We start from the raw sequence: 24655 nt of genomic DNA on the forward strand, positions 1-24655 counted from the left end.
GAGGGCTTCTCGCCCAGCTTGGGCCACCGAATACCGGCCGCTGTGCGCCCGCGCCACCCTAGGTTTGACCTAGGTCTCGTGACAAGGGACAGTAACCCGCAGCGTCGCCCGGTTACCTTTTTCAGCAGCGAAGTGTGCATGGCGGTGCCGCTTGATCCGGATTGGTCGGACCTTGGGCAGAGCTGCCTCGTGGGCAGCCTGGCAAGACCGCATGCTCTGGTGCGCTGACCAGATTCCCTGCGACAGGAGTGAACAAGGTGGAGAACACCGCGAGCGCGGCCACAGCCCGATGGGGAGGCGCTTCGAAGTCGAAGATGGCGCGACGCTGCTGCACCGGTCCGGTGCCGGTGGGCCGACTGTGGTGTTCCTGGCCGGTGGCGGAATGTTCAGCCTTTACTACTGGAACGTCCACAATCTCGTCGCGGAGTTCACCACCAGCGTGATCTACGACCGGCTCGGCACGGGCTGGAGCGAAACGGTGGACCTCCCGCGCAGCGGCACACAGGTGACCGACGATCTGCACCAGCTGCTGCACGCTGCTGCTGTACCCGGCCCATACGTGCTGGTCGGGCACTCACTCGGCGGCCTGTATGCGCGGCTCTACGCGAAGCGGTTTCCCGGCGAGGTCACCGGGCTGGTCCTGCTCGACCCGACGCACGAGGACATCGTCGACTACCTGTCGGAAGAGAAAGCACAGCGGCTGCGGGACTCGAACACCGACGACCTGTTCCCGCCCGAGCAGTTGGATGCGATGCGGACGGCGTACCAGACCACGTTCGGCCGGGCGCTCGCCGGCTGGCCTGCCGAGATTGTGGCGCATTATCTGCGGCAACCCTCGTCCGCTTGCTGGCCTGACAGCCTGTCTCGTGGTGTCTGAGTCGCGAAATTATCTGCGGTAGCTGGCTTCAGGTGCCACCTGGAATGGCGTCCCGTGCCAGAGATCGGCTCAGCGCCGCTTTTCGAGTCCCGCTCCTCAGCCCCGTCCCCGCGGCCACGAACGGAACGCCCCCGTATTGGAGTGAATGATTGAGTCCGTGGTGACCAAGCGTTTGGGTGCTCTGCCCGTCGCTGCCGAGCCTCTGTGCCGGCTGGATGTTGCGGGGATCGTCGATGCCCCTCTTGCCCGCCCGATCCCCGGGCGGAGCTGACGCACGGCCAGGTGATCGAGGTGCTGGTGGCCAACCGGACGCTGGCCCACGAGGCTGCGGCCGGCCGCGGCGAAAGCAAGGGCCGGAAGCCCCGCTTCCGCTGGACGCTCGCCGGGCGAGGGGTACGCGGCCGCACCGGGGATGACCACGGGGAGTCGTCGCCCGGCGCGCGGCTGTGGGCGCTCGATGAGAACTGCATGATGCGGCGATGAGTTTTCCTGGCCTGGCTGGTCTACCGTTCGTCAGATGATCAGAAAGTGCGAAACAGGAGGAGCGACATGAGCCAGTTGCTGCGGGTCCAGAACTTCACCGTCTCGAGCGACGGGTTCGGCGCCGGCGAGGGCCAGAGCCTCGAGAAGCCGTTCGGTCATGTCGATCCGGGGAACTTGCTCGCCTGGGCTTTTGCCACCGACCACCCGCCCATCAACCGCTCCGAGCCCGGTGGCCGAGGTCTGGACGACTACTTCACGCGGGACCACACCCGCAACATCGGCGCCGAGATCATGGGCCGCAACAAGTTCGGGCCGCAGCGCGGGCCCTGGCAGGACCACGAGTGGCAGGGATGGTGGGGTAACGAGCCCCCGTTCCACACGCCGGTGTTCGTCATGACGCACCATAAGCGCCCGTCGTTCACGCTCTCCGACACCACGTTTCACTTCGTCGACGGCGGCCCGGCCGCGGTGCTCGCCCAGGCGAAGGAGGCAGCGCAGGGCCAGGACGTCCGGCTTGGCGGTGGGGCCACGATCATCCGGCAGTTCCTCGAGGCCGACCTCCTCGACACCTTGCATGTGGCGGTCGCGCCGACGAAGCTCGGCTCCGGGGCCCGGCTGTGGGAGTCCCCCGATGAGCTGCTCGACCGGTTCCACCAGGACGTCGTGCCCAGCCCGAGCGGCGTGACGCACCACCTGTTCTGGCGGAAGTGAGGCCGGACCAGTCGGCCGTGGATCAAGGTGGGGCTCGCCTCGCCGGAGGCGTAGTGGGCTGCCGGGTTGATCACCGAGGATGAGCGGAACGTCTTGCTCGACCGGATGCGTCGTGGTCGGACTCCGATCCCGGTACAGATCCGCGAAGCGGTGGCGGCATCTCCGGGCATCAGCAACACCGATCTCCGCGGATGATCGTGATGGGGATCGCGAGTGGCCTCATTCCAGACCTTCGGTATCACGCGGAGGCCGCGAAATGCACGGTCGATGATGATGGACGATGGTGGCCGAACGAACCAGAGACCCAGGCAGATCGGGCCGAGTCCAGTTGAGAGTCTTGCGGTCCTGAGCTGCTCTGTCGGCGTGGGCATCTACTGTCATCGGTAGCGACGAGCGGTCGGTCGCTGCCCGCACCGATTGGCCTTCGCGTCTGGTGGCGCGCAGGCCATGGAACTGATTGGCTGGTGGCGCGGTAATGGATTGGAGACGGCCCGGCCGTGTGAACGGTCACCCAAGTTGGCCACTTCGTCAACATTGTTGGCCATTGGTCAGGACAGTTGGCCAAAGGTCGGCTCCGGATCGCACGGCGTTGCGAGTGGCTGTTGTCGGTGCGCGATACAGAAACGGTCCCTGCTGACCTGGCCTGGCGGTCCAATCGATGCTGGCCGGCTTCGCTTGTGTACCAACGGGCTCGGAAGGACTGGGTCGGTGGTTGATGCTGCGGTCGTGCGCTGCGCAAGGCTGCAGTGGAGCGGCTGGCAGTGCAGCTGTCAGCCAGCTGGAGTGATCGGTGTCGACCGAACCTGTTCGATGAATTGACGAGTTTCCTCGACGTCGCGCGGACGGTAGACACGCATGCCGTAATAGAACTTCTGGCCCTCGGTCGCGCGGATGACGTTCGGCTTGTTCGCTACGCGGTCGTCGCCGAACCAGATGCTGATGGTGCCGTCGTCGTTGCGGACCAGTTCGCTGTCGGACAGGCCGGGTCGGTCGACGTCGAGCCAGCCCATCCCGTCGTACTTGATCACCGAGAAGTAGCCGTTGTGCTCGTAGTCCAGCGGCGGAACATCGAATGTCCACACATCGGCACCGGTGGATGTGGCCACCGCCTGGAAGTACTGGGCATCCTCGGGCGGCAAACCGCCCCAGCCCAGGCGGGCGCCCAGCAGATGCTGGTACGGGTCCGTACTGGCTGGGGTACCGAAGCCCTTGGAGAAGTCCGCCTCGGCGGCATGAGTCTCCAGCTCGGCGCCGACCGACTTGCGGGTGTCCTCGTCGAACTCCCGGCCTCGGTACGGGTTGGCGGTCGCGGCGGTGATCCGGCGCGCATCCTGCAACTCGTGGGCGCGTTCGAGCCCGCCGGCAGTCGCGGTGCGACCCGCGACATACACGTGGGTGCCGGCGGACAGGTCGGCGTTGCGCACCGTCAACGTCTCACCGGGGTAGATCACGCCGACGACGTAATGGTTCTCGTCGATGATCTCCGCGACCTGGTATTCGTTGGACGGCGCGAGCGAGAAGGTCGCCTCCTCGGTCGCGTCGACGACGGCGAAGGAGTAGATCAGGTCCACGTTCGACCGGATCACGACCTGGGTTTCCACGTTCACCGGCACCCTTGAGTGGAAGTACTCGTTGACCGGGGCCTTGGCGAGCTGCTCCCGGAAGTAGTGCGCGGTTTCAGCCTCGACGAAGTTGTCTCGCGTCACGATCTCAGCCACGGGCGTCCCTTCTCGAATCAACAGGTCAACCGTGACGCTAATCGCCCGTGGGAGAGCCACCTTCGCCCGTCGCGGGTGAATTCGCTGGCCGCGATATCCGCCCGACCTGCGTCATCGGCCGAGTAACTGGTAGGGCCCGCATTCCGAGAGAACCAACTGGCGTCAGGGCGTGACCGACGCGTCACAGAGGATGGTTCAGCACGCTCGGGTGATCCCTCCCCCATCCGATCGCGACGATGTGCCTGCTCGCCAAGTTCACGTGAGCCGGTCCAGGAACGCACCAGTCTGCCGATCCGACTTACCGCCACACTTCGTGAAGCCAACGAACAGCCGTGAACAAATGCCAACTTTGATGACGACCTCGTGCCCTGTCGTCGTCACGCGAGGTGTCACACCGCAGGTCAGAGCGCCGGGAAATGACTACTACGATGACGATTCACACTGGGAGGCGGGATGGATGGAGCCGATGACGGGAATCGAACCCGCGTATTCAGCTTGGGAAGCTGATGTTCTACCATTGAACTACATCGGCATGCAGGGGTTTTGCGCCCGACGAGGCACTGCAAGACCCTGCGAGCGGCAACTCTAGCAGACCGCTAACCTCTAGCTGTGCTGCTATCCGATCGCGACATCCGTTCCGAGATTTCCACCCAGCGGCTGGGCATCGATCCGTTCGACGACTCGATGGTTCAGCCGTCCAGCGTGGACGTCCGCCTGGACCGATTGTTCCGCGTCTTCAACAACACGCGGTACACGCACATCGACCCCGCTCAGCAGCAGGACGAGCTCACGAGCCTCGTCGAGCCTGCGGAGGGGGAGCCGTTCGTGCTGCACCCGGGCGAGTTCGTGCTCGGCTCCACGCTCGAGTTCTGCTCCCTGCCCGACGACCTGGCGGGACGCCTCGAGGGCAAGTCCAGCCTCGGCCGCCTCGGCCTGCTCACCCACTCGACCGCCGGGTTCATCGACCCGGGCTTCAGCGGGCACATCACCCTCGAGCTGTCCAACGTCGCGAACCTGCCGATCACCCTGTGGCCCGGCATGAAGATCGGTCAGCTCTGCCTGATCCGGCTGTCCAGCCCCGCCGAGAACCCGTACGGCAGCGCGGCGGTCGGGTCGAAGTACCAGGGCCAGCGCGGCCCGACGCCGTCGAAGGCGTACCTGAACTTCGTGAAGGCGCCCACGCAGTAGCCCCGCACCACCGCGGTCGGAACGCGGACGGCCGCACCGCATTTCGGCTCGACCGTGGCCCCGGCTAGTGCCCCTCGCGTAGGAGGGCGAGCTGGGAGTCGTGGCTCAGGATGCGGTCGTTGCTGACCATGACCGCCGTCCCGTACGCGTCGCGCAGGTGCCGGCTCATCGCGGGGTCGTGGTCCGGCAGCGTCCCGGCGAACCCGCAGATGGTCCGTGCCCGGCCGACCAGGTCGATGAGCAGCGCCGAGGCGCTCACCTTCACCGCGTTGAACTCCAGCACCACCCCGACCGGCGACACCGCGGCCGGGTTCCTTGCGAGGAATTCGAACCGCGCCGCCGCCCCGAGGACCGTGTCGACCAGCTGCTGGTGCGCGATCACCAGCTCGGCGAGCCGGATCGCGCTCAGGGGCGGCGGCCCGGCCGAGCGGCGTCGGGCCGTCTGCACCGACCGCCTGGCCCTGAGCAGGGCGGCGTCGGCGATCCCGAGCCAGGCGGCGGACCAGAGCACGTGCGCCGCTGGGAGCATCGTCCGCGCCGAGATCTCCGCGTACGGATCGTCGAGTAGCGCTCCGGTCCCGGTGTCGACGGCGAGGCGGAAGCCGGGACTCCTGGTGCCGCGGAAGCCGATAGTGTCCCAGGTGCCGACCGCGGTCAGTCTCATCTCCGACCTCGGGCAGGCGAGCACGACCTGATCGTTCGGCGCGCCGGCCGGGGTGCGGCGGGCGGTCACCATCACCACGTCGGCGTACGCGCCGTACGCGATGACCGGCGCCGTCTTCGCCAGGCGGACGCGGCCGTCCCTGTGCTCGACCGCGCAACCGCTGGACCGGATGCCGCCGCGGACATCGATCTCGGTGGTGGCGGACGTGACGAGCAGCTGGTTCGCGGCGATGGCCGCGAGCAGCGCGCGCATCGACTCGCTGCGCCCGTGCCGGACGACACTGAGCACCTGCGCCTGGTGCATCGCGAAGATCATCGCCGTCGACCCGCAGGACCGGCCCAGTGTGCGCGTGATCGCGGCGAGCTGGGTCAGGGAGAGCCCACCGCCGCCGAGGGCGGTCGGCACCACGGCGCCGAGCATCCCGGCCGACCTGAGCGCCGCGACGGCCTCCGCCGGGAACCGTGCGTCGCGATCGACCTCGTCCGCCCACACCGCGGCGACCCGTACGCATTCGTCGAGACCGCGGAGGGCGCCAGCGGGGGCTGCCGCGTCCCTGCCCCGAACGCTCGGTCGGCGTGAATCCATCACTGTCGCAGCGGAACCGACGCCCGCGCGGTTGGGTTCTCGTCGCGGTTGGCCGAGAAACTCGATACCGGACTCGTCCTGCCCGATGCGGATGGATGCCGGCACCGAACCCCCTATCACCTGAACTCATGGCGGTAGCCCGAAACCGAGCCCCGGCCGGCGCGCGATCTCCCTCCCGCGCGCCGCCGTGAACCTTATCGACCGGTGCCGATCCCGCGTTAGCGCAATTCGCGGATGTGTCGGACGTTACGTCGAGGCGGCGGGGCCGGATCCGCCGCCGACGCGCCGCCGACTGCGTTAGGGTGCTGGCAGATGGCGTGGACTGATTGCTGGGGGGCACCATGACGTCAGGGGAGATGGCGGTCGACACCGCCGCGTTGGCACGGCTCGCGGTGGCGCTGGAGTCGGCGGCCGAGGCCATCGAGGAGATCGACACCGCACGCGCGTTCCGGCGTGCGGCCGAGGGGCTCGCCGGGTCCGACACGGCCGCGGCCTACGCCGCGGGAGCGGACCGGATCGCGGCCGGCGTGCGGGCGATCGGGTCGAGGGTCCGGGTGATGTCACAGATCGCGGCCACCAACACAACGAGGTACGACGACACCGAGGCCGGGAACAGGGGTCTGCTCGCGTCGGCGGGCGGTGCCTGATGCGCCCCACGCTCAGCCAGCTGCGGGGCTGGAATCCCCAATGCCTCAACGGTTCCGCGGACGAGCTCGCCCGGACCACCGCCGAGTTGGACGCGCAGATCGCCCTCGTCGTCCGCAGCGTCGACGGTGTCCTCGACACCTGGCACGGCGACGCGGCGCGCGCTGCCTGGGAGCGCGCGGTGGCGGAACGGTCCGCGGGCAACTCGATCGCGATGGCGTTGCTCGCGACCTCCTCGTCGCTGCGCCGGGGCGCGGCGACGATCGAATCGGCTGCCGCGCACGCCGTCTCGGTGATCGACGGCGCGCTCGGCGAGGGCTTCGCGGTGTCCGAGGACGGCACCGTCACCGCGCCGGCGGCCGGGGCTGGACTGACCGTGGCGGCGGCCGGTGACGGCGCCCTCGCGCAGCGGGTCCTCGACGCCCGGGCGCGCGAGCTCTCCGACGACATCGCCCGGGCGCTCGACGAGGTCGCGCTCGCCGACAGCCGCACCGCCGCGACGCTGACCGACTGTCTGGCGGAGTTCGATCAGGTCTCCGCGGCGCCTGCGCCGGGCCCGCGCGTCCAGGACATCGTCGACGGGCGATCCGCCCTGCCCGCGGGCGCGGCGGAGCTCCACGAGTTCTGGGCGGGCCTGACCGCCGAGGAGAAGGACGCACTGTTCGCGCACGACCGCGAGGTCGGCAACCGGGACGGCATCCCGGCCGCCGACAAGGATCGCTACAACCGGATGCATCTCGAGGACCTGCAGACCCGGGCGGCGGCGGCGCTGGACGCGGTGGACACGAAGCATCCCGGATGGGCGGCGGGAGAACACGTGCCGGCCCAGCCCGCGTCCAACTCCCGCGACGAGAAGGCGTGGAAGGCCTGGGCCGAGTACAGCGCGTGGCGGGGCGAACGCGAGCCGCTCCAGGCGAAATCCGATGAGTACGGGGCCGTGCGCCGCGCCCTCGACGTGGGGTCGGCGCCGCCGAGGCTCCTGATGGGCATCGACGGCGGCGGACGGGCGGCGATCGCCCTTGGCAACCCCGACCTCGCCGACAACGTCGCCACCCTCGTGCCGGGCACCGGCTCGCACCTCGGCGGCATCGGGGGCGACATCGACCGGTCCGCCCGCATGCTCGACGCCGCGACCCGCGCCGATCCGCTCGCCGTGACCGCCGTCGTCACCTGGTACGGCTACAACGCGCCGCAGAGCATCCCCGAGGCCGGGCTCGACAGGTTCGCGGAACGGGGCGCACCCCGGCTGGACGGCTTCCAGGACGGCCTGCGGGCCGCGCACCAGGGGCAGGCGGCGCATCAGGTGATCGTCGGACACAGCTACGGCAGCACCGTGATCGGGACGGCCGCGGTCGGCGGCGGATCGCTGGACGTCGACGAGTTGGTCTTCGTCGGCAGTCCAGGAGTCAACGCGGACCACGTCTCGGAGCTGCACCTCGAGGGCGTCAACGCGGGCGATGTCGGCGCGCACGTGTACTCGACCGCGGCCCGCTGGGACCCGGTGCCGTACATCGGGGACGCGACGCTGGCCGGCAGGCACGTGCATGGGACCGATCCGACCGACCCGGACTTCGGGGGCCGGGTGTTCGCCAGCGACCCGGGCGATCCGGGTCCGCTCCTCGGCGCCAATCCCCGGGTCCACAGCGAGTACTGGGATCTGCGGAATCCGTCGCTGGAGGGGATGGGGCGGATCATCGCCGGGCTGGGAGGGCCCTCGTGAGGCCCGAGATCGCGCCGAGAACCGGCGTCGGCAGGACGCTGACGGCGAGCGCGCTCGGCGCCGTCGTCCTGCTCGCCGCCGCCTGCAGCTCAGACGAGGAGCCCCACGTGGACACCGCACTGACCGAGGTCGCCGCCGCCGCTGCGCTGGTCGAGTATTTCGGCGAGGCCCTCTCCGCGCTACCCGAAGGCGCCAGTTTGACTCTGGCGCATCCCAGTTCGTCGATCGGGGCGTTCAACCCCGGCGGCGTCACGCCCTGCGACGACAACGACGGCGACGCCGCCGGCCCCGTCTTCCTCACCCTCAACTACTGGGTGAGCGGGATCCCCGAGGGCGGCGCGGCCCAGGAGCTGGACGCGATCGCCGCCTACTGGGACGACCGGGACCGGCCGCTCGTCCGACGATCGTCGGGGGAGGGCAGCACCGCGGTCGCGACCATGCCCGACGGATCCGCGATCGTGGCCCACGACAACGGCCGGGGCAGCCTGTCGGTCTCGGGCACCTCCGCCTGCTTCCCGCGCGCCAACGCGGGCGCCGGCGGCCAACCCGAGGTCATCGACAGGCCCTGACCGGCCGCTCGCCTGCCCGACGCCGGATGTACACCTGCTGTTGCCGCGACCCTTGCACCGGGTATCCGCTGCGCTAACCCTGGGCGCCTATCAACTACCTATGCGCTGCACCGTTTTCGGAACCGGCTATCTCGGAGCCACGCACGCCGCCTGCATGGCCGAGTTGGGACACGAGGTGCTCGGGGTCGACATCGACCCGGGCAAGGTGGCCAAGCTCTCCGGGGGAGAGGTGCCGTTCTACGAACCGGGCCTCGCGCAGGTCCTCAAACGCAACATCGACGCCGGCCGGCTGCACTTCACCACCTCGTACCCCGACGCCGCCGCGTTCGCGGACCTGCACTTCCTCGGGGTGGGGACACCGCAGAAGAAGGGCGAGTACGGCGCCGACCTGCGGCACGTGCACTCGGTGATCGACACCCTCGCCCCGCTGCTGGACCGGCCCGCGGTGATCGTCGGCAAGTCGACGGTGCCGGTCGGCACGGCGGCCGAACTGGGCGCGCGGGCCCGCGAGCTCGCGCCTGCGGGCGAGGAGGTCGAGGTCGCTTGGAACCCCGAGTTCCTGCGCGAGGGCTTCGCCGTCGAGGACACCCTGCGGCCGGACCGCCTCGTGCTCGGGGTCGACCCCGCTCGCCCCGGGCGCGCCGAGGCGCTGCTCCGCCGGCTGTACGCGCGCCTGATCGAGGACGAGGTGCCGTTCCTGCTCACCGACCTGCCGACCGCGGAGCTGGTGAAGGTGTCCGCGAACGCCTTCCTCGCGACCAAGATCTCCTTCATCAACGCGATCTCCGAGGTGTGCGAGGCGACCGGCGCCGACGTCACGCAGCTGGCTGACGCGCTCGGCTACGACGCCCGGATCGGGCGCCGATTCCTCAACGCGGGACTGGGCTTCGGCGGAGGCTGCCTGCCGAAGGACATCCGGGCGTTCATGGCGCGGGCGGGTGAACTCGGCGCCGATCAGGCGCTGACCTTCCTGCGCGAGGTGGACAGCATCAATATGCGCCGCCGGACCAAGATGGTCGAGCTGGCGACCAGAGCATGCGGCGGGTCGCTGCTCGGTGCGAACATCGCGGTCCTCGGCGCGGCGTTCAAACCCGAGTCCGACGACGTCCGGGACTCGCCCGCCCTCAACGTGGCCGGGATGATGCAGCTGCACGGCGCGGTGGTGAGCGTGTTCGATCCGAAGGCGCTCGACAACTCCCGCCGGCTGTTCCCCACGCTGAACTACGCCACCTCGGTCGAGGAGGCGTGCGACAACGCCGACGCGGTGCTGCTGGCCACCGAGTGGGACGAGTTCAAGGCGCTGCGTCCCGAGGACCTCGCGGGGACGGTCCGCTCGAAGGTGCTCATCGACGGGCGCAACTGCCTCGATCCCGCTGAGTGGACGGCCGCGGGATGGACCTACCGAGGCCTGGGCCGCAGCTGAGGGCGGTGAGCTGGACGATCGGCCAGGTCGGCGTCCCTGCGATCACCGCGCGCGGGGTGCGGCTGGACACTCGTTCGTTATGCTCACCTCGTCCAAGTGCGCGCGATTCGAGCGTCGGCTGCGTGCAAACCCGATTTAAGGCGGCTCGATGAGTGCGGTTCTGGGTGTGTCGGTGGGGTCCAGTGCCGTGCGGATGGCGCGTCCCGACGTCGCCTCCCGCCGCGGGCCAGGCGGGGTCGACGCGTTCCAGCGGCAGGTCATCGCGACGGTGCCGCACCGCGCCGAGGAGACGGCAGCCCAGTCCATCGGGGTGCTGTTCGCGCAGGGCGGGGAGACCGTCGGTGCCACCGGCGTCGCGTACGCCACGCAGCGTCAGGCCGACGCGTTGCAGCAGGCGATGGCGCGCCAGCGCCTGCACAACTACCAGTTGATCCCGGCGAGCACGGCCGCGATCACGCGGCTCGAGGCCACCGGGGAGATCTACGACTTCCGGACGCTGGTCCTCTATGACCTGGGCAGCTCCGGCCTGACCGTGAGCGTGGTCGACAGGGCGTCGGGGACGGTGCTGGCCGCCGAGCGCAGCACCGAGATCGCGGGGGACTACTTCGACTGGCTGATCAGCCAGCACCAGGCCAATGCGCAGGGCATCGTCTCGCCGGTTGGTGCCGACGAGGCGACCGCCTTCAACGAGCGGTGCCGCTTCGCCAAGGAGCAGCTCTCCGCCAGCGAGGCGATCGCCGTGCCGAGCGAGGCCGGGTTGATCCTGCTCTCCCGCGAGACCTTCGAATCGATGATCGTGGTGCCCGTCGAGGGTTCGGCGCGGTTCGCCCGAGGGGTGATCGCGGCGTCCGGCCGCTATCCCGATGCGGTGGTCCTGCTCGGCGGCGGCGCGCACATCCCGCTGGTGCAGTCCATCCTGCGCAACTGGCTCAACCTTCCGACGGTGGTGCCCGCCGAACCGGAGATGGTCGCGGCGCAGGGCGCGGCCATGCTGGCGACACCGGTAGCGCCACCGGTCGCGCCGCCGGAACCCCAGTGGAGCGCCGCGGATGCCCTGAGCCCTCGTCGGACCCGTGGCCCGTCCCGCCGTCAGCTCGCGATCGCGGGGGCGGCGGCCACCGGCCTTGTCGTCGTCGCCGGCATCGGGCTGTCGATGGGGCGCGACGGCGCCGCCACCACCCAGGGCGAGGGCCGCGCCACCGCGGTGACCGAGGACCGGGATGCGCCGTCCACGACGACTGCGCCCCCGACCACCACCACGACACCGCCGTCGTCGACCCCGCGCGCGCCCGCGCCGCAGCCGGCCGCCGAGCCGTCACAGGCGACCTCGGAGCCGCCGCCGGTTCCTGGTCCGCCACCGCGGCGCTATCTCAACCTGCCGGACCCCATACAGATCGAGGTGCCGCCGGGCATGGAGCTGCCGCCGGGGATGGTCCGCTGACGTCTGGCCGGCGGTAAGTGGGCGCCTCTTCCGAGGGGAACGAGCGCCGCACGCATCGTCAGCGCGCGTGCCTTCCGCCGGACCGCGCCGTGACCGCGGCGGCCGCACCGGACCGCGGTGGGCGGGCCAGCATCACCGCGATCGCCGTGGTGAGCGGGACGGACAGTGCAAGGGCGATGCCGCCGACCGAGGAGCGCACGATCTCGATCGCGACCGCGTCCCCGAGCAGCACGTCGTTGATCGAGCGGCCCGCCACGCTGAAGAGCAGCAGCAGCGGGAGCGCGCCGCCGGCATAGGCCAGCACCAGTGTGTAGACGGTGCTGGCGATGTGGTCGCGGCCAACGCGCATCGCGGAGCCGAAGATCTGGCGGCGGTTGGCGTTGCGGTCGAGGTCGGCGAGCTCGAACGCCGTCGAGGCCTGGGTGATGGTGACGTCGTTGAGCACACCGAGCGAGCCGATGATGAACCCGGCGAACAGCAGCCCCGTGATGCTCACGTGCTCGATGTAGGTCTGCACGTTGGTGTTCTGTTCCTCGGACAGCCCCGTCAGGTGCGTCATCTCGATCGTCACCCAGGACAGCAGTGCGGCGAGCAGCATCGACGCCAGCGTGCCGAGCAGGGCCGAACTGGTCCGCAGGCTCACCCCGTGGGCCAGGTACAGGACGGCGTACAGGATGGCGGCGCCGCCGACGAGGGCGACCGGGATGGCGGGCTGGCCGTCGAGCAGGGCGGGCAGCATGAACCCGACGAGCACGGCGAAGGCGACCAGGAGCCCGAGCAGGGCGCGTACGCCCCGCCAGCGCGCGACCACGGCGACGACGATGACGAACGCCGCGACGATCAGAAGCAGCGGCAGCCCGCGGGCGAAGTCCTCGAAGGAGTACACGGTGGCGCCGGACGGATCCGTCTGGCGCACGAGCCGGATGTTGTCGCCGACGCGTAGATCCGGCTGCCCGGGGCCTGGCCCGATCTCCAGCAGCGTCGTGGTGCCCTCGTTCGGGCCGGACTCGATGTCGATGAGGCTGCGCTGGCAGTTGTAGGAGTCGTTCGGCGGCGGCTGCGGCGAACCCGTGAAGGGCTTGCCTGCGGAGGCGCTGCCGCACGGCCCGATGTCCTGCAGTGTGACGGTGCCCGCCTCGGTGACGACGGCGCCGCCGCCGGAGGTCTGGAAGGGCAAAGGGATGTCGATGCTGCGGCTGCTCGGCCACAGGGCGACCGCGCCTGCGAGCACGGCGATGCCGATCGCGACGAGCAGTCCGACGACCACCCGGGCCGCGACCGGGCCGACCGGGATGGGACCGCCGTGGCCGTGGCCGTGCCCATGCCCGTGGCCATGGTTGTTCCTGACCTCGGTCATGTCGGCCCGCTCGCCCGGATGGTGGCCGCGCGGCCCTGTTGACGCATCCGGTCAGGGTACCGATCTCGGGTGGGCGGAAGGATGAGCCGCTCCCGCGGCCAAGGCGCGTGCGCGAGCGCCGCCTGGAACGGCTCGGTGCTCGATGACGATGTACCCGGTGACCGGGTGACGTTGACGACGAAGGACGACCGCACTGTGGGCGTAGCCAAACGAGTCGGGGCGAGTTCGGCGGGCCTGGTCCTCTCGGCGTTGGTCTTGTCCACCGCGTGTGGAGCGCCGGACGTGGACCACCCTGTCGGGGAGGCCCGGTGTCAGCAGTTCGAGTCGTTCGCCGGGCAGCTCCACGTCGGAGATCCGTCGTCGGGCCTGCCCACCGTGCCGGGGTTGGTGCCAGTTCAACCAGGAGACCAGCCGCTGCCCCCGCCGGTTCTACCGACTCTGGATTCGATAGAGATCGACCGGACCCCGGATGGCGACACCGTGGTTTTCGGTCTCGGCGGCGACGGATCCATAGGGTGGACCGCCCGCTTCGTGCAGATGCCTCTCCTGCACGGCACGGATGACCCCGTGCCGATTTCGGGTGCGTGCGTCCTGCAGGTCGACCTGACCGGAGTGGACTCGAACATCGCCTCGTTGCGGCGCGAGGTGCCGATGCGGCTGTCGACCGAGGGCGAGGCGTCTTCCGTGGTCGAGGTCCTGGGTTACCCGAGTAGCTCCGGTCTGGTGCAGTCCTTCGTGGGAACCCGAAGCGGTACACCGACGGTGTCGGTCGAATCATCGATCGACCGTCCCGCGATCGCCGTCGCAATTTCGCACTGAGGAACATCGCCGGCATCGCGTGCAGCCTCGGACAACGGCAGGCTTGTGGCCGAACGCAGCCCGAGCGTTGCCTCTGTGTGGCTTTTTTGTGGCTTCTTGTGCTTCAATTGTCGCGCGCACACGATGCGGAACGCACCGACGCCACCGCTGGGGCGCGTGCTCGGTTGGGGAGACCCGGGTGCGCGAGTGGTCAGCGCCGACGTCGGGGAAGTTTTTGCAGCGGTGGCGGGGAACAGGGGGGTGTGTCCCCGCCACCGACCCGATTGCCCACAGGGGGGGGAGGGGCAATCGGGCTTGCTGGACACACAAGGTGTCTGCTGAGAATGTACATGGCGTGGAACTGGCTGTCACCGCGGGGGGTAGTCGGCCGTCCAGTTAGCCTCCGAGGTGGTGTGTGGGACCCGTTCGATAGGGTCGGCCGGTGGCCCGATCACTGGAAGTGGCGCGCAAGCGGGTGGACGCGTTCATGGATGCGCTGCCCATCGAGCGGCCCTGGTCCTTCGACGATTTCATCGGCTGGATGGAGGCCGAACGCGGGCGACCGATCCGGTTGGAGCCGGTCGAGGCTGCGGTGATCAGCGGCGCCCCCTGCGGGCTGTGGATCGGTCGCGAACACGACGACGTCGTGATGTACGCCGCCGGCGCCTCCGTCTACCTGCGCAGGCACATCATCTACCACGAACTGGCCCACATCCTTCGCGGCGATTCCGGGCTCAACGTCGACCTGACGGCGCTGCAGAAACTGGCCCCAGACGTGCGGCCCGAGACGGTGCGCTCGCTACTCGGCCGGGCCGCCTACGACGACGAGGTGGAGCAGGAGGCCGAGCTCCTCGCGACGCGGCTGTTCCTGGCCGACTCTGGCGCGGTGAGCGCGCGATCCGGGGCCGGTGCCAAGCAGTCGGTGCGGGTGTCGCGGCTGAACAACGTTGTCTGGAGCCGAAGCTGACCTCCACCATGCCCGCGGCGATCATGTGGCCGCTGCTGATCGGCATCTGGGTGATCACGCTGATCCGGTTGGCCGTGATGCGGGAGGCGCCGGCGCAGCGCCGGATCAACATGGTCCTGCTCTTCTGGGCGGTGCCGGCGACCCTGCGGGCGCCAGCGGTGCAGTCCGCCCTCGCGCCGTATCTCACCGACGTCGCGATCATCCGGCCGTTGACGCACCTCTGCGTGATGCTCGCGGGCGCCGCCATCCTCGGCCTCGCCGCGGCGCTCACCGAGGGTGCGGACGAGCCGTCCTGGCGTCAGCCGGCGGTGTACGCGTTCACGCTCGCGCTGGGTGTCTCGCTGCTGATGCTGAGCCAGAAGTCCCGTGATGCCGGCCTCACGATCGAGGCGGCGGGCGGCTGGCAGTGCGCGGTCTACTTCGTCTTGTACTCGATGCCGATCGTCGTCGCGGTGTGCGTGGCCCTGGTGATCTGTTACGAGTTCCTGCGGTCCGGGCCCGGTCGGCTCGAGTGGGTGATGGCCGTGATCGTGGGCGTGATGTGTCTGTTCTCCCTGGTGGACAACCTCACCAGACCGGTCGCGGCCTTCTTCTCGGCAGCCCACGTGGACAACGCGTTGACGCGGTGGCGGGCCGGATCCAATGACGTCCTCTTCCTCCCCGAGGTGGCGCTGATCGCGGTGGTCAGCTTCGTCCCCGTCGTCGCGATGTGGATGCGCCGACGGGAACTGCGTCAGCTCGAATCGATGTGGTCGACGCTGACGGCCGCGGTGCCCCAGGTCGTCCTGCCCGCCGCTGGGTTCGAGGAGCGCCTGCATCGCACGGTCGTCGAGATCTGGGACGCCACGATGCAACTGGAGCCGTACACCTCGGCCGCGGTCGACGCGGATCTGGAGAGCGAACTGGACCGGCGCGGGCTCCACGGCGACACCAGGTCCGCGGTCCGCCGCTCGGTCCAGCTGCTGCGCGCCTGCGAGCGGAAACGGACCGGGCGTGGCCCGCTGGATGCTGCGGCCGCGGGGGTGGCGGACGCCCCGCACGACGACCTCACCGACGAGACGCGCGCGCTGCTGCGGCTGGCCCGCAGCTGGCGGCTCGCCGCGACCATCGCGCATACCGAACCGAGCGAGGCCCGAGACCTTCGCCGCACCGACACCCGAGAGAGGAGCGCGGTCCCCGGCCCACCAGTGGTGAGTGCGGGTTCTGCCATCTGATGGAGACACGACCGATCCCGCACCCACCGCGCCGCGTCCCCCTGCTGGGCGACATCCTCGGGATGGACCGCAGCGCCCCCAGCCAGCGCACGCTGTGGCAGCACCAGCGGCTCGGCCCGATCTATCAGCGCGTCATCGTCGGCACCAAGCTCACGTTCGTGACCGGTTCGGAGCTGGTCGAGGAGATCAACGACGAGAAGCGGTTCCGCAAGCACGTCGGCCGGCCGCTGGAGAAGCTGCGGACCATCGTCGCCGACGGCCTGTTCACCGCGTTCCACCACGAGCCGAACTGGTCCAAGGCGCACAACATCCTGATGCCGGGATTCACCCGGGAGGCGATGCGCGGCTACCACCAGACGATGCTGGAGACCACCCGCGAGCTGATCGTTCGGTGGGACGAGCACGCCACCGCGGAGTTCGTCGACGTGCCCGCGGAGATGAGCAAGCTGACGCTCGAGATGATCGGACGCGCCGGGTTCGGGTACAGCTTCGACTCGTTCGGCCGCGCGCACGGCGGTCAGGAGGACCCGTTCGTCGGGGCGATGCTGCGGGCGTTGCGGCATGCGGAACAGACCGCGATCCCGATCCCGTTCCGCGGGCTGTTCGCGGGCAAGGCCGAGCGGCAGAACGACGCCGACATCGCCTACGTGGCAGGCGTAGTCGACGAGGTGATCGCCGAGCGGCGCGCGAGCCCCGACGAGACCCGTCGCCCCGACCTGCTGGACCTGATGTTGGACTCGGCCGACCCCGAGACGGGCGAGCGGCTCGACGAGGTGAACATCCGCAACCAGGTGCTGACCTTCCTGGTCGCGGGGCACGAGACCTCGGCCAACGCGTTGGCGTTCGCGTTGCACTTCCTGGCGCAGAACCCGGAGATCGCGGCAAGGGCGCGGGCCGAGGTGGAGTCGCTGTGGCCGGGCACCGATCGGCCGGAGGTCTCCTTCGAGCAGGTCGCGAAGCTGCGCTATGTGCGCCGGGTGGTGGACGAGTCGATGCGCCTGTGGCCGACCGCCCCCGGCTACTTCCGGGAGGCCGTCGCCGACACCACGATCGGTGACGGATACGGGTTCGCGGAGAACGACTGGGCCTTCGTGCTGGTGCTCGGCCTGCACCGCGATCCGGTCTGGGGACCCGACGTCGAGACCTTCGACCCGGACCGGTTCCTGCCGGAGAACGTGCGGGCCCGCCCCGGCCACGTCTACAAGCCCTTCGGCACAGGGCTGCGGGCGTGCATCGGCCGCCAGTTCGCGCTGCACGAGATGGTGCTGGCGTTGGCGTTGCTCGTGCACCGCTACGACCTCGAGCCGGAGCCCGGCTACGAGCTCAGGGTCAAGGAGCAGCTCACCCTCAAGCCGGAGGGGCTCCGGCTGCGGGTGCGCAGGCGGGTCAGTCCGTGACATCCCCCGTCGCTCCGCCGAGCCGCGCCAGCAACCCGATCAGTTCCTCCATCGCCTGACGGGGCAGCGTCCCACCTGCCGGGTCGGGATCGGTGAGTGAGCGCATCGACAGGCTCCTCACCCCGGCGTCGCGGGCGCTGATGCAGAGCCGGACCTGAGTGTCGACGTATCCGTAGTCGGTGCAGGACAGGTATGCCCGCGCGACCTCGAAATGGTCGGCGACGGCATCGCGGAGGTCGAGGGGCGGATCGGCGAGGCTGCCGTCGCGGAGGGACTCGACCACCCGCGGCTCGATGGGTCGCCGGAGTCGTTCGCCCAGCGCCAGCGCGACCTCCTCGTTCGTCTGCTCGGGGTCGCCGCGCCGGTGCCCCCACTCGAACAGCCGGTTGACCCGGGTGGACAGGGGAATCGGCCGTTCGTCCGCGCGGGTCATGCGTCTGCTCCTCGTCGTGCCTGCCACCGTCGTCGGAACCTCGACTCGAGGGCGGCGCCCGCATCGATCGGCCGACCCGCCAGCCAGCGGCGGTAGAGCCGTTCCTCGGCGTCGGCCGGGTCGTCGCCGACCGGTTCGTCGAGATGGTGGCCGAAGGCGAACTCGATCAGGGCGGGGACCGGGACTCCCGGGCCGCCGTTGCGTTCGAGCAGGTCGGTGACGTACACGCCGATGATCCGGGAGATGGCCGCGTTGAGCGCGTCGGTGGCCCTGTCGAACTCCTCCTCGGTGACGTCGGCCCACCTGCCGCGGAACGAGTTGAGGGTGGCGTGCGGGGTCAGCAGGTCGGCGATCATCTCGACCGGCACCGCGACGGAGTCGGGCCCGAACTCGGTGGCGTCGCGCGGCCTGACGGAGGCGCGGTCGGGCTCGGCCTCGAGCGGGGTGGGGACGCCACCCAGCAGGGTGCGAGCCGCGCTGCCTTCGGCCCAGTTCAGACCGATGTCGAGGCGGCGGAGGGTGCGCTGGCTCGGCTCCGGGCCGGTGCCGTTCTCGGCCCGTGTCTGTGCTGCATCGGACGGACCACCCGCGGCGCGGACCTCGTCCTGGGTCAGATTCAGGGCTCGGCGGCGTTCGGTGACGAATCTGCCGAAGCGCGCTCTGCTCTCGGAGACCATGGGTTCACCATATGTTGGCTAGGTCACCTAACCAACATCGAGGCCATAGGTTTGTCGCCTATTTGTGGCTTTTGGTGGTGTCCGGGTTCAGAAGCTCTCGCGGTGCACGGCCTCGGAGAGCGGTCGGCCGTCCCGCCAGCCGAAGCGCACCAGGTCGGGCGTCTCCTGGAACTCCGACACCGGGCCAACGCACAGCCAGGCGATGGGCCGCACCGGGGACGGGATCCGCACCAGATCGGTGAGGTAGTCCTCCTCGTAGAACGAGACCCAGCCGACGCCGATGCCCTCCGCGACCGCGGCCAGCCAGATGTTCTGGATCGCGAGCACCGCGGAGAACACACCGGTGTCCTCGACGGTGTGCCTGCCGAGCACGTTGGCGCCGCCGCGGCTGGCGTCGTAGGTCACCACCACGCCCGTGCCGGACTCCTGGATGCCCTCGATCTTGATCGGGTCGAAGGTGGAGCGGCGCTCCGGCGGCAGCGAGTCGGCGAAGTTCCGCCTGCAGCCCGCGACGTGCTCGGCGAAGGTGTCGAGCGTCTCCGGCTTCTGCACGACGACGAAGTCCCACGGCTGGGTGTTGCCGACGCTGGGCGCGCAGTGCCCGGCCTGCAGGATCCGGGTCAGTTGCTCCTCGGAGATCCGCTCGCCCGTGAACTCGGCGCGGACGTCGCGGCGCATCCGGATGGCGTCATAGACCGAGAGCGGTTCGCCGGTCATGCGGTCGGTCCTGCTGAGGCAATCCGAGGTGCGTGCACCCCAGCCACGGTAGTCGATCGGGACAGCTGTCCGCCGGTGCGAACGCTTGACGAGCTCACACACCCGTTGCCGGGATCACACACGTTCTGGGCGCCGAACGAGTGTGTGATCGCGCCAATAGGTGTGTGACGCCGGTAACGCTTCGCCTACTGGCTGTAGCCCGCCAGGAAGTTGCCGAACCGCTCGATCGCGACCGCCAGGTCACGAGCCCACGGGAGCGTCACGATCCGCAGGTGGTCGTGGTTGGGCCAGTTGAACCCCGTGCCCTGGACGACCAGGATCTTCTCCTGCAGCAGCAGGTCCAGGACCAGCTTGGCGTCGTCGTGGATCTCGTAGACGTTGGGGTCGAGCCGCGGGAAGGCGTACAGCGCGCCCTTCGGCCGCACACAGGTGACGCCAGGGATCATGTTCAACCGCTCCCAGGCGACGTCGCGCTGCTCGAGCAGCCGGCCGCCGGGCAGGATCAGTTCCTCGATGCTCTGGTGTCCACCGAGCGCCACCTGGATGGCGTGCTGCGCGGGCACGTTCGGGCACAGCCGCATGGAGGCGAGCAGGTCGATGCCCTCCAGGAAGCTCGCCGCGTGGTCCTTCGGGCCGGTGATGGCCAACCAGCCCGAGCGGTACCCGGCCACCCGGTAGGCCTTGGACAGGCCGTTGAAGGTCAGGCAGAGCAGGTCGGGGGCGAGGGTGGCCAGCGAGATGTGCTTGGCGTCGTCGTAGAGGATCTTGTCGTAGATCTCGTCGGCGAGCAGCAGCAGCTGGTGCTTGCGGGCCAGCGCGACGATCTGGCTCAACACCTCGGCCGTGTAGACCGCGCCGGTCGGGTTGTTCGGGTTGATCACCACGATCGCCTTGGTGCGCGGGGTGATCTTCGACTCGATGTCGGCGATGTCCGGGTTCCAGCCGTCGGACTCGTCGCACAGGTAGTGCACAGGGGTGCCGCCGGCGAGGCTGGTCGTCGCGGTCCAGAGCGGGTAGTCGGGCGCCGGGATCAGCACCTCGTCGCCGTTGTCGAGCAGCGCCTGCATCGTCATAGTGATCAGCTCGGAGACGCCGTTGCCGAGGTAGACGTCGTCGACGTCGAGGTCGGGGAAGCCCGGGACCAGCTCGTAGCGGGTGACGATCGCGCGGCGGGCGGACAGGATGCCCTTGGAGTCGGAGTAGCCCTGCGCGGTGGGCAGCGCGGCGATCATGTCGCGCATGATCACGTCGGGTGCCTCGAACCCGAACGGGGCAGGGTTGCCGATGTTCAGCTTGAGGATGCGGTGGCCCTCGGCCTCGAGCCGGGCGGCGTGCGCGTGTACCGGTCCACGGATCTCATACAGCACGTTCTGCAGCTTCGCGGACTGGTTGAGCACGCGCGGCTGGATGTGGGTGTGGTGGGAGGGCTCCGAGACGGTCACCGGTCCATGGTGCCACCCCGGTTCAAGCGGATTTCTCGCACTACCCCGCATGTGGCCCAGGTAACGGGCTGATCGGATGCGGTCCGCACCACGAAATCGTTGTTCGGCGGCGCCAGGGGGGAGGACCCTGAAAGACGGAACGAACTCCGCACGGAAGTGGCCTTCCCATGAACGCACCGAGCTTTCCCCGGCCCGCGCCCGTCGACCTCGCGCACCACTCGCACCTGACGGGAGTCTTCGAGCCGCAGCGGGAGGAGGTCGACGTCCGTGACCTCGAGGTCGTGGGCGAGCTGCCGTCGGACCTGTACGGCGCGTACCTGCGCAACGGGCCCAACCCGCGGTACGACCCGATCGGCCGGTACGTCTACCCACTCGACGGCGACGGCATGGTGCACCGGATCGAGCTGGCGGACGGCGCCGCCCGGTACACCAACCGGTTCGTCCGGACGCCGATGGTGGTGGCGGAGGAGAAGGTCGGGCACGCGATCTGGGCAGGCGTGACCGACCTGTACACGCCGAGCGAGGCGGAGGTCGGGCCCGAACTGGCCGGGACGCCGCGCGAGCTGCCGGACATCAACGTGGTCCGGCACGGCGGACGGCTGATGGCGATGGCCGAGACCACCCGGCCCTACCTGCTCGACCCGGCCGACCTGCGCACCCTCGGCCCGGAGAGCTGCGACGGCGCGATGGCGGTCGGCAGCACCGCGCACCCCAAGATCGACCCGGCAACGGGGGAGTTGGTGCTGTTCAACTACCTGCTCGACCCGCCCTACCTGACCTGGTCCGTGGTCGCGGCCGACGGTTCGCTGGCCCGCCCGCCCACGCCGGTGACCGGGATGGACCAGGCGCTGATGATCCACGACATGGCCCTGACCGAGCGCTACATCGTGCTGATGGTGTGCCCGTTGGCGTTCGACATGGCCGGCCTGCTCACCGGCGGGTCGGTACTGGACTGGCGGCCCGAGGACGGCACCAGGGTGGCGCTGATCCCGCGCGACGGCGGGCCGGTCCGGTGGGCCAGCTGCGAGGCGTTCTGGGTGTGGCACTTCGCGAACGGGTTCGACCTGCCGGACGGGCGGGTGAGCGTCGACTACGCGCAATGGTCGTACCCGGGCGGGTTCGCGGACGCCGATCGCCCGTCCGTCGGCACGCTGATGCGAGCGGTGATCGATCCGGAGACCGGCGCGGTGCAGCGAACGGTCTTGTCGGACAGGGACGTCGAATTCCCCCGCATCGACGACCGCAGCCTCACCAGGGGCCACGGCACCGTCGCGACGGTCGGCAAGCTCGCCGGCCGCGAGGGCCCGATGGATTCGTTGTGGTTCTTCGACCCGTCGGGATCCGAGGCGCACTGGGATCCGGGCAGCCTCACGGTGGGCGAACCGATCTTCATGCCCGGCGCGGAGCACGACTACTGGGGGATGATCGGCACCGACCGCGCCGACATGTCGTCGTGGTTCTGTGTGCTCCCTGCCGAGGACCCCGGCGCGGGCCCGCTCGGCAGGGTGCGGTTGCCGCTCCGGGTGCCCGCCGGGCTGCACGGAGCGTGGTTGCCCGCGTGATGTGGGCTCGCGCGCCGACCCCGCGTTGTCGTCGACTCGGCCTAAGTTGGACCGCATGCCACAGCGCGCACCGTACGGATCCTGGATATCACCGATCACCGCCGCGGACCTCGCCTCGAGCGGGCACCCGGTCGACGCCGGCCACTTTGTCGGCGAGGAGATCTGGTGGTCCGAGCTGCGCCCCAGCGAGGGCGGGCGGACCTCGATCCGACGCTCGGACCGGCGCGGGGAGCCCGAGGACGTGCTGCCGCCGCCGTGGAATGCCCGCACGCGGGTGCACGAGTACGGCGGCGGCGCATGGACGGTCACCCACGACGGCCGGTTGGTGTTCGCGGAGTTCAGCGACCAACGTGTGTACGCGCTCCGTCCTGGCGAGCACCCGATCCCGCTCACGCCGCCGCCCGCGGTCCGTGCGGGGCTGCGGTACGGCGAGCTGAGCGTCGTCGGCGACGAGGTGTGGTGCGTGCGCGAGACCCATTCGGCCGATGGCGAGGTGCGCCGCGACATCTGCGCGATCCCGCTCGACGGTTCCGGGGGCGGCGATCCCGCGCGGCCGCGATCGGTGGTGTCGGGCTCGCACTTCCTCGCCTACCCGCGGCTCTCGCCCGACGGCAGGCGACTCGCCTGGATCGCCTGGGACCACCCGCAGATGCCATGGGACGGTACCGAACTGCGGGTCGCCGAGCTCGACGAGAACGGAGTCTGCGGACCGGGTCGGGTGCTGCTCGGCGGGCCAGAGGAATCGGTGCTGCAGCCCCAGTGGTTCGACGACGGCTCTCTCTACGCGATCAGCGACCGCAGCGGCTGGTGGAACCTGTACCGGGTGGATCTCGGTCCGCAGCCGCCGCGGCCGGTGTGCCCGCTGGATGCGGACTTCGGCGCGCCCCTGTGGCATCTCGGTGTCCGCTGGTACACCGAGCTGGCGGACGGTCGCCTGCTCACCACCCGCACGGTCGGCACGGACACCCTGGCGGTGGTCGACCCGTCCGACGGCTCGATCTCGGATCTCGACCTCGGCGACCTCACCTCGCTCGGCATCACGGACCTGCGCGGCGATCGGGTGCTGCTGCGCAGCGGTGGCGCCCAGACGCCGGGTGGACTGCGGGTGCTGGACCTGGGCACGGGTGCGGTCACCGATGTCCGTCTCGGCGTCGACGGTCTGCCCGACGTCGCGTATCTGCCCACCGCGCAACCGATCACGCTCACCGGTCCGCAGGGGCGTGAGGTGCACGCGTACGCCTACGCGCCGCGCAACCCGAACTACACGGGGGTGGACGGGGAGCTGCCGCCGTACGTCGCGTTCGTGCACGGCGGCCCGACCGCGCACGTCGCGCCCGCACTGAGCATGGTGTTCGCGTATTTCACCAGCCGCGGGATCGGCGTGATCGACGTGAACTACGGCGGGTCGAGCGGATACGGTCGCGAGTACCGCAACCGGCTTCGTGGGCAGTGGGGGATCGTCGACGTCGAGGACACCATCGCAGCCGTCCGCGGGCTGGCCGACGCCGGCCTGGCCGACCCGCGGCGGCTCGCGATCGAGGGCGGCTCGGCAGGCGGCTGGACGGTGCTGGCGGCGCTGACAACCTCCGACGTGTTCGCCTGCGGTGCCTCGTATTACGGTGTCGCCGAGCTCGAACTGTTCGTCCAGGAGACGCACGATTTCGAGTCCAGGTACATCGACGGTCTGATCGGTCCGCTGCCGGAGAGCAAGGAGCTCTATGCGCGGCGGGCACCGGTGAACAACGTCGACGGGCTCTCCTGCCCGGTGCTGCTGCTGCAGGGCCTCTCGGACCCGATCGTGCCGCCGTCGCAGGCGGAGCGGTTCCGGGACGCGATGGTGCGCAAGGGCATACCGCACGCGTACCTGGCGTACGAGGGCGAGGCGCACGGCTTCCGGAAGGTGGAGACCATCGTCAGCTCGCGCGAGGCGGAGCTGTCGTTCTACGGCCAGGTGCTCGGCTTCGAGACGCCCGGCATCCCGCGGCTCGAGCTCTGGCGTCCGTAGCCACCGCCGGCACATACCCGTTCGCGCCGGCACACCCGGATTGCGCGTGCACTGGGGGTGTG

At 69.9% G+C, this 24655-nt stretch carries 22 protein-coding genes and 1 tRNA gene; 15 read left to right on the forward strand and 8 right to left on the reverse strand.

Going from position 1 to position 24655, the window contains the following annotated elements; genetic code table 11:
- The first annotated feature begins 211 nt into the window (after positions 1-211).
- From RM1_RS16490 to RM1_RS16500, 3 genes are all read left to right on the forward strand, one after another.
- Entirely contained in the window at positions 212-877 is a 666-nt protein-coding gene (locus tag RM1_RS16490; protein ID WP_218019712.1) for an alpha/beta fold hydrolase, read from the forward strand.
- A gap of 282 nt (positions 878-1159) precedes the next feature.
- Positions 1160-1360, forward strand: coding sequence for a hypothetical protein (locus RM1_RS16495; RefSeq protein ID WP_072752830.1), 201 nt, complete (start codon positions 1160-1162; stop codon positions 1358-1360).
- Positions 1361-1426: 66 nt separating this feature from the next.
- Positions 1427-2071: a dihydrofolate reductase family protein gene (locus tag RM1_RS16500; protein WP_072752831.1), complete on the forward strand. Its 645-nt coding sequence runs from the start codon at positions 1427-1429 to the stop codon at positions 2069-2071.
- Positions 2072-2841: 770 nt separating this feature from the next.
- Here the strand turns inward: RM1_RS16500 and RM1_RS16505 are convergent.
- Both RM1_RS16505 and RM1_RS16510 read right to left on the reverse strand, forming a co-directional pair.
- Positions 2842-3789: a DUF1254 domain-containing protein gene (locus RM1_RS16505; RefSeq protein ID WP_072752832.1), complete on the reverse strand. Its 948-nt coding sequence runs from the start codon at positions 3787-3789 to the stop codon at positions 2842-2844.
- A gap of 458 nt (positions 3790-4247) precedes the next feature.
- Positions 4248-4321, reverse strand: a tRNA-Gly gene (locus tag RM1_RS16510).
- 77 nt (positions 4322-4398) lie between these two features.
- On the opposite strand from RM1_RS16510, the gene dcd reads away from it, so the two are divergent.
- Positions 4399-4977, forward strand: a complete 579-nt coding sequence (gene dcd / locus RM1_RS16515) for a dCTP deaminase (RefSeq protein WP_027501596.1) — start codon at positions 4399-4401, stop codon at positions 4975-4977.
- 64 nt (positions 4978-5041) lie between these two features.
- On the opposite strand, the gene RM1_RS16520 is transcribed toward dcd, so the two are convergent.
- Positions 5042-6331: an acyl-CoA dehydrogenase family protein gene (locus RM1_RS16520; protein WP_092667833.1), complete on the reverse strand. Its 1290-nt coding sequence runs from the start codon at positions 6329-6331 to the stop codon at positions 5042-5044.
- Positions 6332-6567: 236 nt separating this feature from the next.
- Here RM1_RS16520 and RM1_RS16525 point away from each other — a divergent pair, with 236 nt between their 5' ends.
- From RM1_RS16525 to RM1_RS16545, 5 genes are all read left to right on the forward strand, one after another.
- On the forward strand, positions 6568-6873 hold the full coding sequence (locus RM1_RS16525; protein WP_143069453.1) for a hypothetical protein: 306 nt from the start codon (positions 6568-6570) through the stop codon (positions 6871-6873).
- The gene (locus tag RM1_RS16530; RefSeq protein WP_072752834.1) at positions 6873-8591 is read left to right on the forward strand and encodes an alpha/beta hydrolase; all 1719 of its coding nucleotides are present in this window, start codon (positions 6873-6875) and stop codon (positions 8589-8591) included. Before RM1_RS16525 ends, RM1_RS16530 begins: the two co-directional genes overlap by 1 nt.
- Positions 8588-9160 carry a hypothetical protein gene (locus RM1_RS16535; RefSeq protein ID WP_072752835.1) on the forward strand — a complete coding sequence of 191 codons (573 nt, stop codon included), beginning with the start codon at positions 8588-8590 and terminating at the stop codon, positions 9158-9160. The genes RM1_RS16530 and RM1_RS16535 overlap by 4 nt, the downstream gene beginning before the upstream one ends.
- Before the next feature lie 100 nt (positions 9161-9260).
- The gene (locus tag RM1_RS16540; RefSeq protein WP_072752836.1) at positions 9261-10583 is read left to right on the forward strand and encodes a UDP-glucose dehydrogenase family protein; all 1323 of its coding nucleotides are present in this window, start codon (positions 9261-9263) and stop codon (positions 10581-10583) included.
- 148 nt (positions 10584-10731) lie between these two features.
- Positions 10732-12024 (forward strand): DUF7159 family protein, encoded by a 1293-nt coding sequence (locus RM1_RS16545; RefSeq protein WP_083576774.1) that lies wholly within the window; start codon positions 10732-10734, stop codon positions 12022-12024.
- Positions 12025-12082: 58 nt separating this feature from the next.
- Here RM1_RS16545 and RM1_RS16550 read toward each other — a convergent pair whose 3' ends face one another.
- Positions 12083-13381 carry a YibE/F family protein gene (locus tag RM1_RS16550; RefSeq protein WP_072752838.1) on the reverse strand — a complete coding sequence of 433 codons (1299 nt, stop codon included), beginning with the start codon at positions 13379-13381 and terminating at the stop codon, positions 12083-12085.
- Positions 13382-13663: 282 nt separating this feature from the next.
- On the opposite strand from RM1_RS16550, the gene RM1_RS16555 reads away from it, so the two are divergent.
- The 4 genes from RM1_RS16555 (at position 13664) to RM1_RS16570 (ending at position 17757) form a co-directional block, all read left to right on the forward strand.
- Entirely contained in the window at positions 13664-14200 is a 537-nt protein-coding gene (locus RM1_RS16555) for an AMIN-like domain-containing (lipo)protein (RefSeq protein WP_245816399.1), read from the forward strand.
- A gap of 421 nt (positions 14201-14621) precedes the next feature.
- A complete protein-coding gene (locus RM1_RS16560) occupies positions 14622-15146 on the forward strand; it encodes a hypothetical protein (RefSeq protein ID WP_143069454.1) in 525 nt (174 codons plus the stop codon).
- 8 nt (positions 15147-15154) lie between these two features.
- Positions 15155-16360, forward strand: a complete 1206-nt coding sequence (locus RM1_RS16565) for an MAB_1171c family putative transporter (RefSeq protein ID WP_072752839.1) — start codon at positions 15155-15157, stop codon at positions 16358-16360.
- Entirely contained in the window at positions 16360-17757 is a 1398-nt protein-coding gene (locus RM1_RS16570) for a cytochrome P450 (protein ID WP_072752840.1), read from the forward strand. The genes RM1_RS16565 and RM1_RS16570 overlap by 1 nt, the downstream gene beginning before the upstream one ends.
- Here the strand turns inward: RM1_RS16570 and RM1_RS16575 are convergent.
- The 4 genes from RM1_RS16575 to RM1_RS16590 form a co-directional block, all read right to left on the reverse strand.
- On the reverse strand, positions 17747-18190 hold the full coding sequence (locus tag RM1_RS16575; protein ID WP_072752841.1) for a hypothetical protein: 444 nt from the start codon (positions 18188-18190) through the stop codon (positions 17747-17749). The two genes, RM1_RS16570 and RM1_RS16575, sit on opposite strands and share 11 nt — an antisense overlap.
- Positions 18187-18867 carry a helix-turn-helix domain-containing protein gene (locus RM1_RS16580; RefSeq protein ID WP_072752842.1) on the reverse strand — a complete coding sequence of 227 codons (681 nt, stop codon included), beginning with the start codon at positions 18865-18867 and terminating at the stop codon, positions 18187-18189. Before RM1_RS16580 ends, RM1_RS16575 begins: the two co-directional genes overlap by 4 nt.
- Positions 18868-18954: 87 nt before the next feature.
- Entirely contained in the window at positions 18955-19584 is a 630-nt protein-coding gene (bluB, locus tag RM1_RS16585) for a 5,6-dimethylbenzimidazole synthase (RefSeq protein WP_072752843.1), read from the reverse strand.
- 185 nt (positions 19585-19769) lie between these two features.
- The gene (locus RM1_RS16590) at positions 19770-21077 is read right to left on the reverse strand and encodes a pyridoxal phosphate-dependent aminotransferase (protein ID WP_425528699.1); all 1308 of its coding nucleotides are present in this window, start codon (positions 21075-21077) and stop codon (positions 19770-19772) included.
- A gap of 116 nt (positions 21078-21193) precedes the next feature.
- Here RM1_RS16590 and RM1_RS16595 point away from each other — a divergent pair, with 116 nt between their 5' ends.
- Positions 21194-22588, forward strand: a complete 1395-nt coding sequence (locus RM1_RS16595; protein WP_072752845.1) for a carotenoid oxygenase family protein — start codon at positions 21194-21196, stop codon at positions 22586-22588.
- A 55-nt stretch (positions 22589-22643) separates the two neighbouring features.
- Positions 22644-24593, forward strand: coding sequence for a S9 family peptidase (locus tag RM1_RS16600; protein WP_072752846.1), 1950 nt, complete (start codon positions 22644-22646; stop codon positions 24591-24593).
- Positions 24594-24655: the final 62 nt, after the last annotated feature.

This window comes from Rhodococcus maanshanensis NBRC 100610, assembly GCF_001894865.1.
In the GTDB taxonomy this organism is placed as follows: domain Bacteria; phylum Actinomycetota; class Actinomycetes; order Mycobacteriales; family Mycobacteriaceae; genus Rhodococcus_G; species Rhodococcus_G maanshanensis.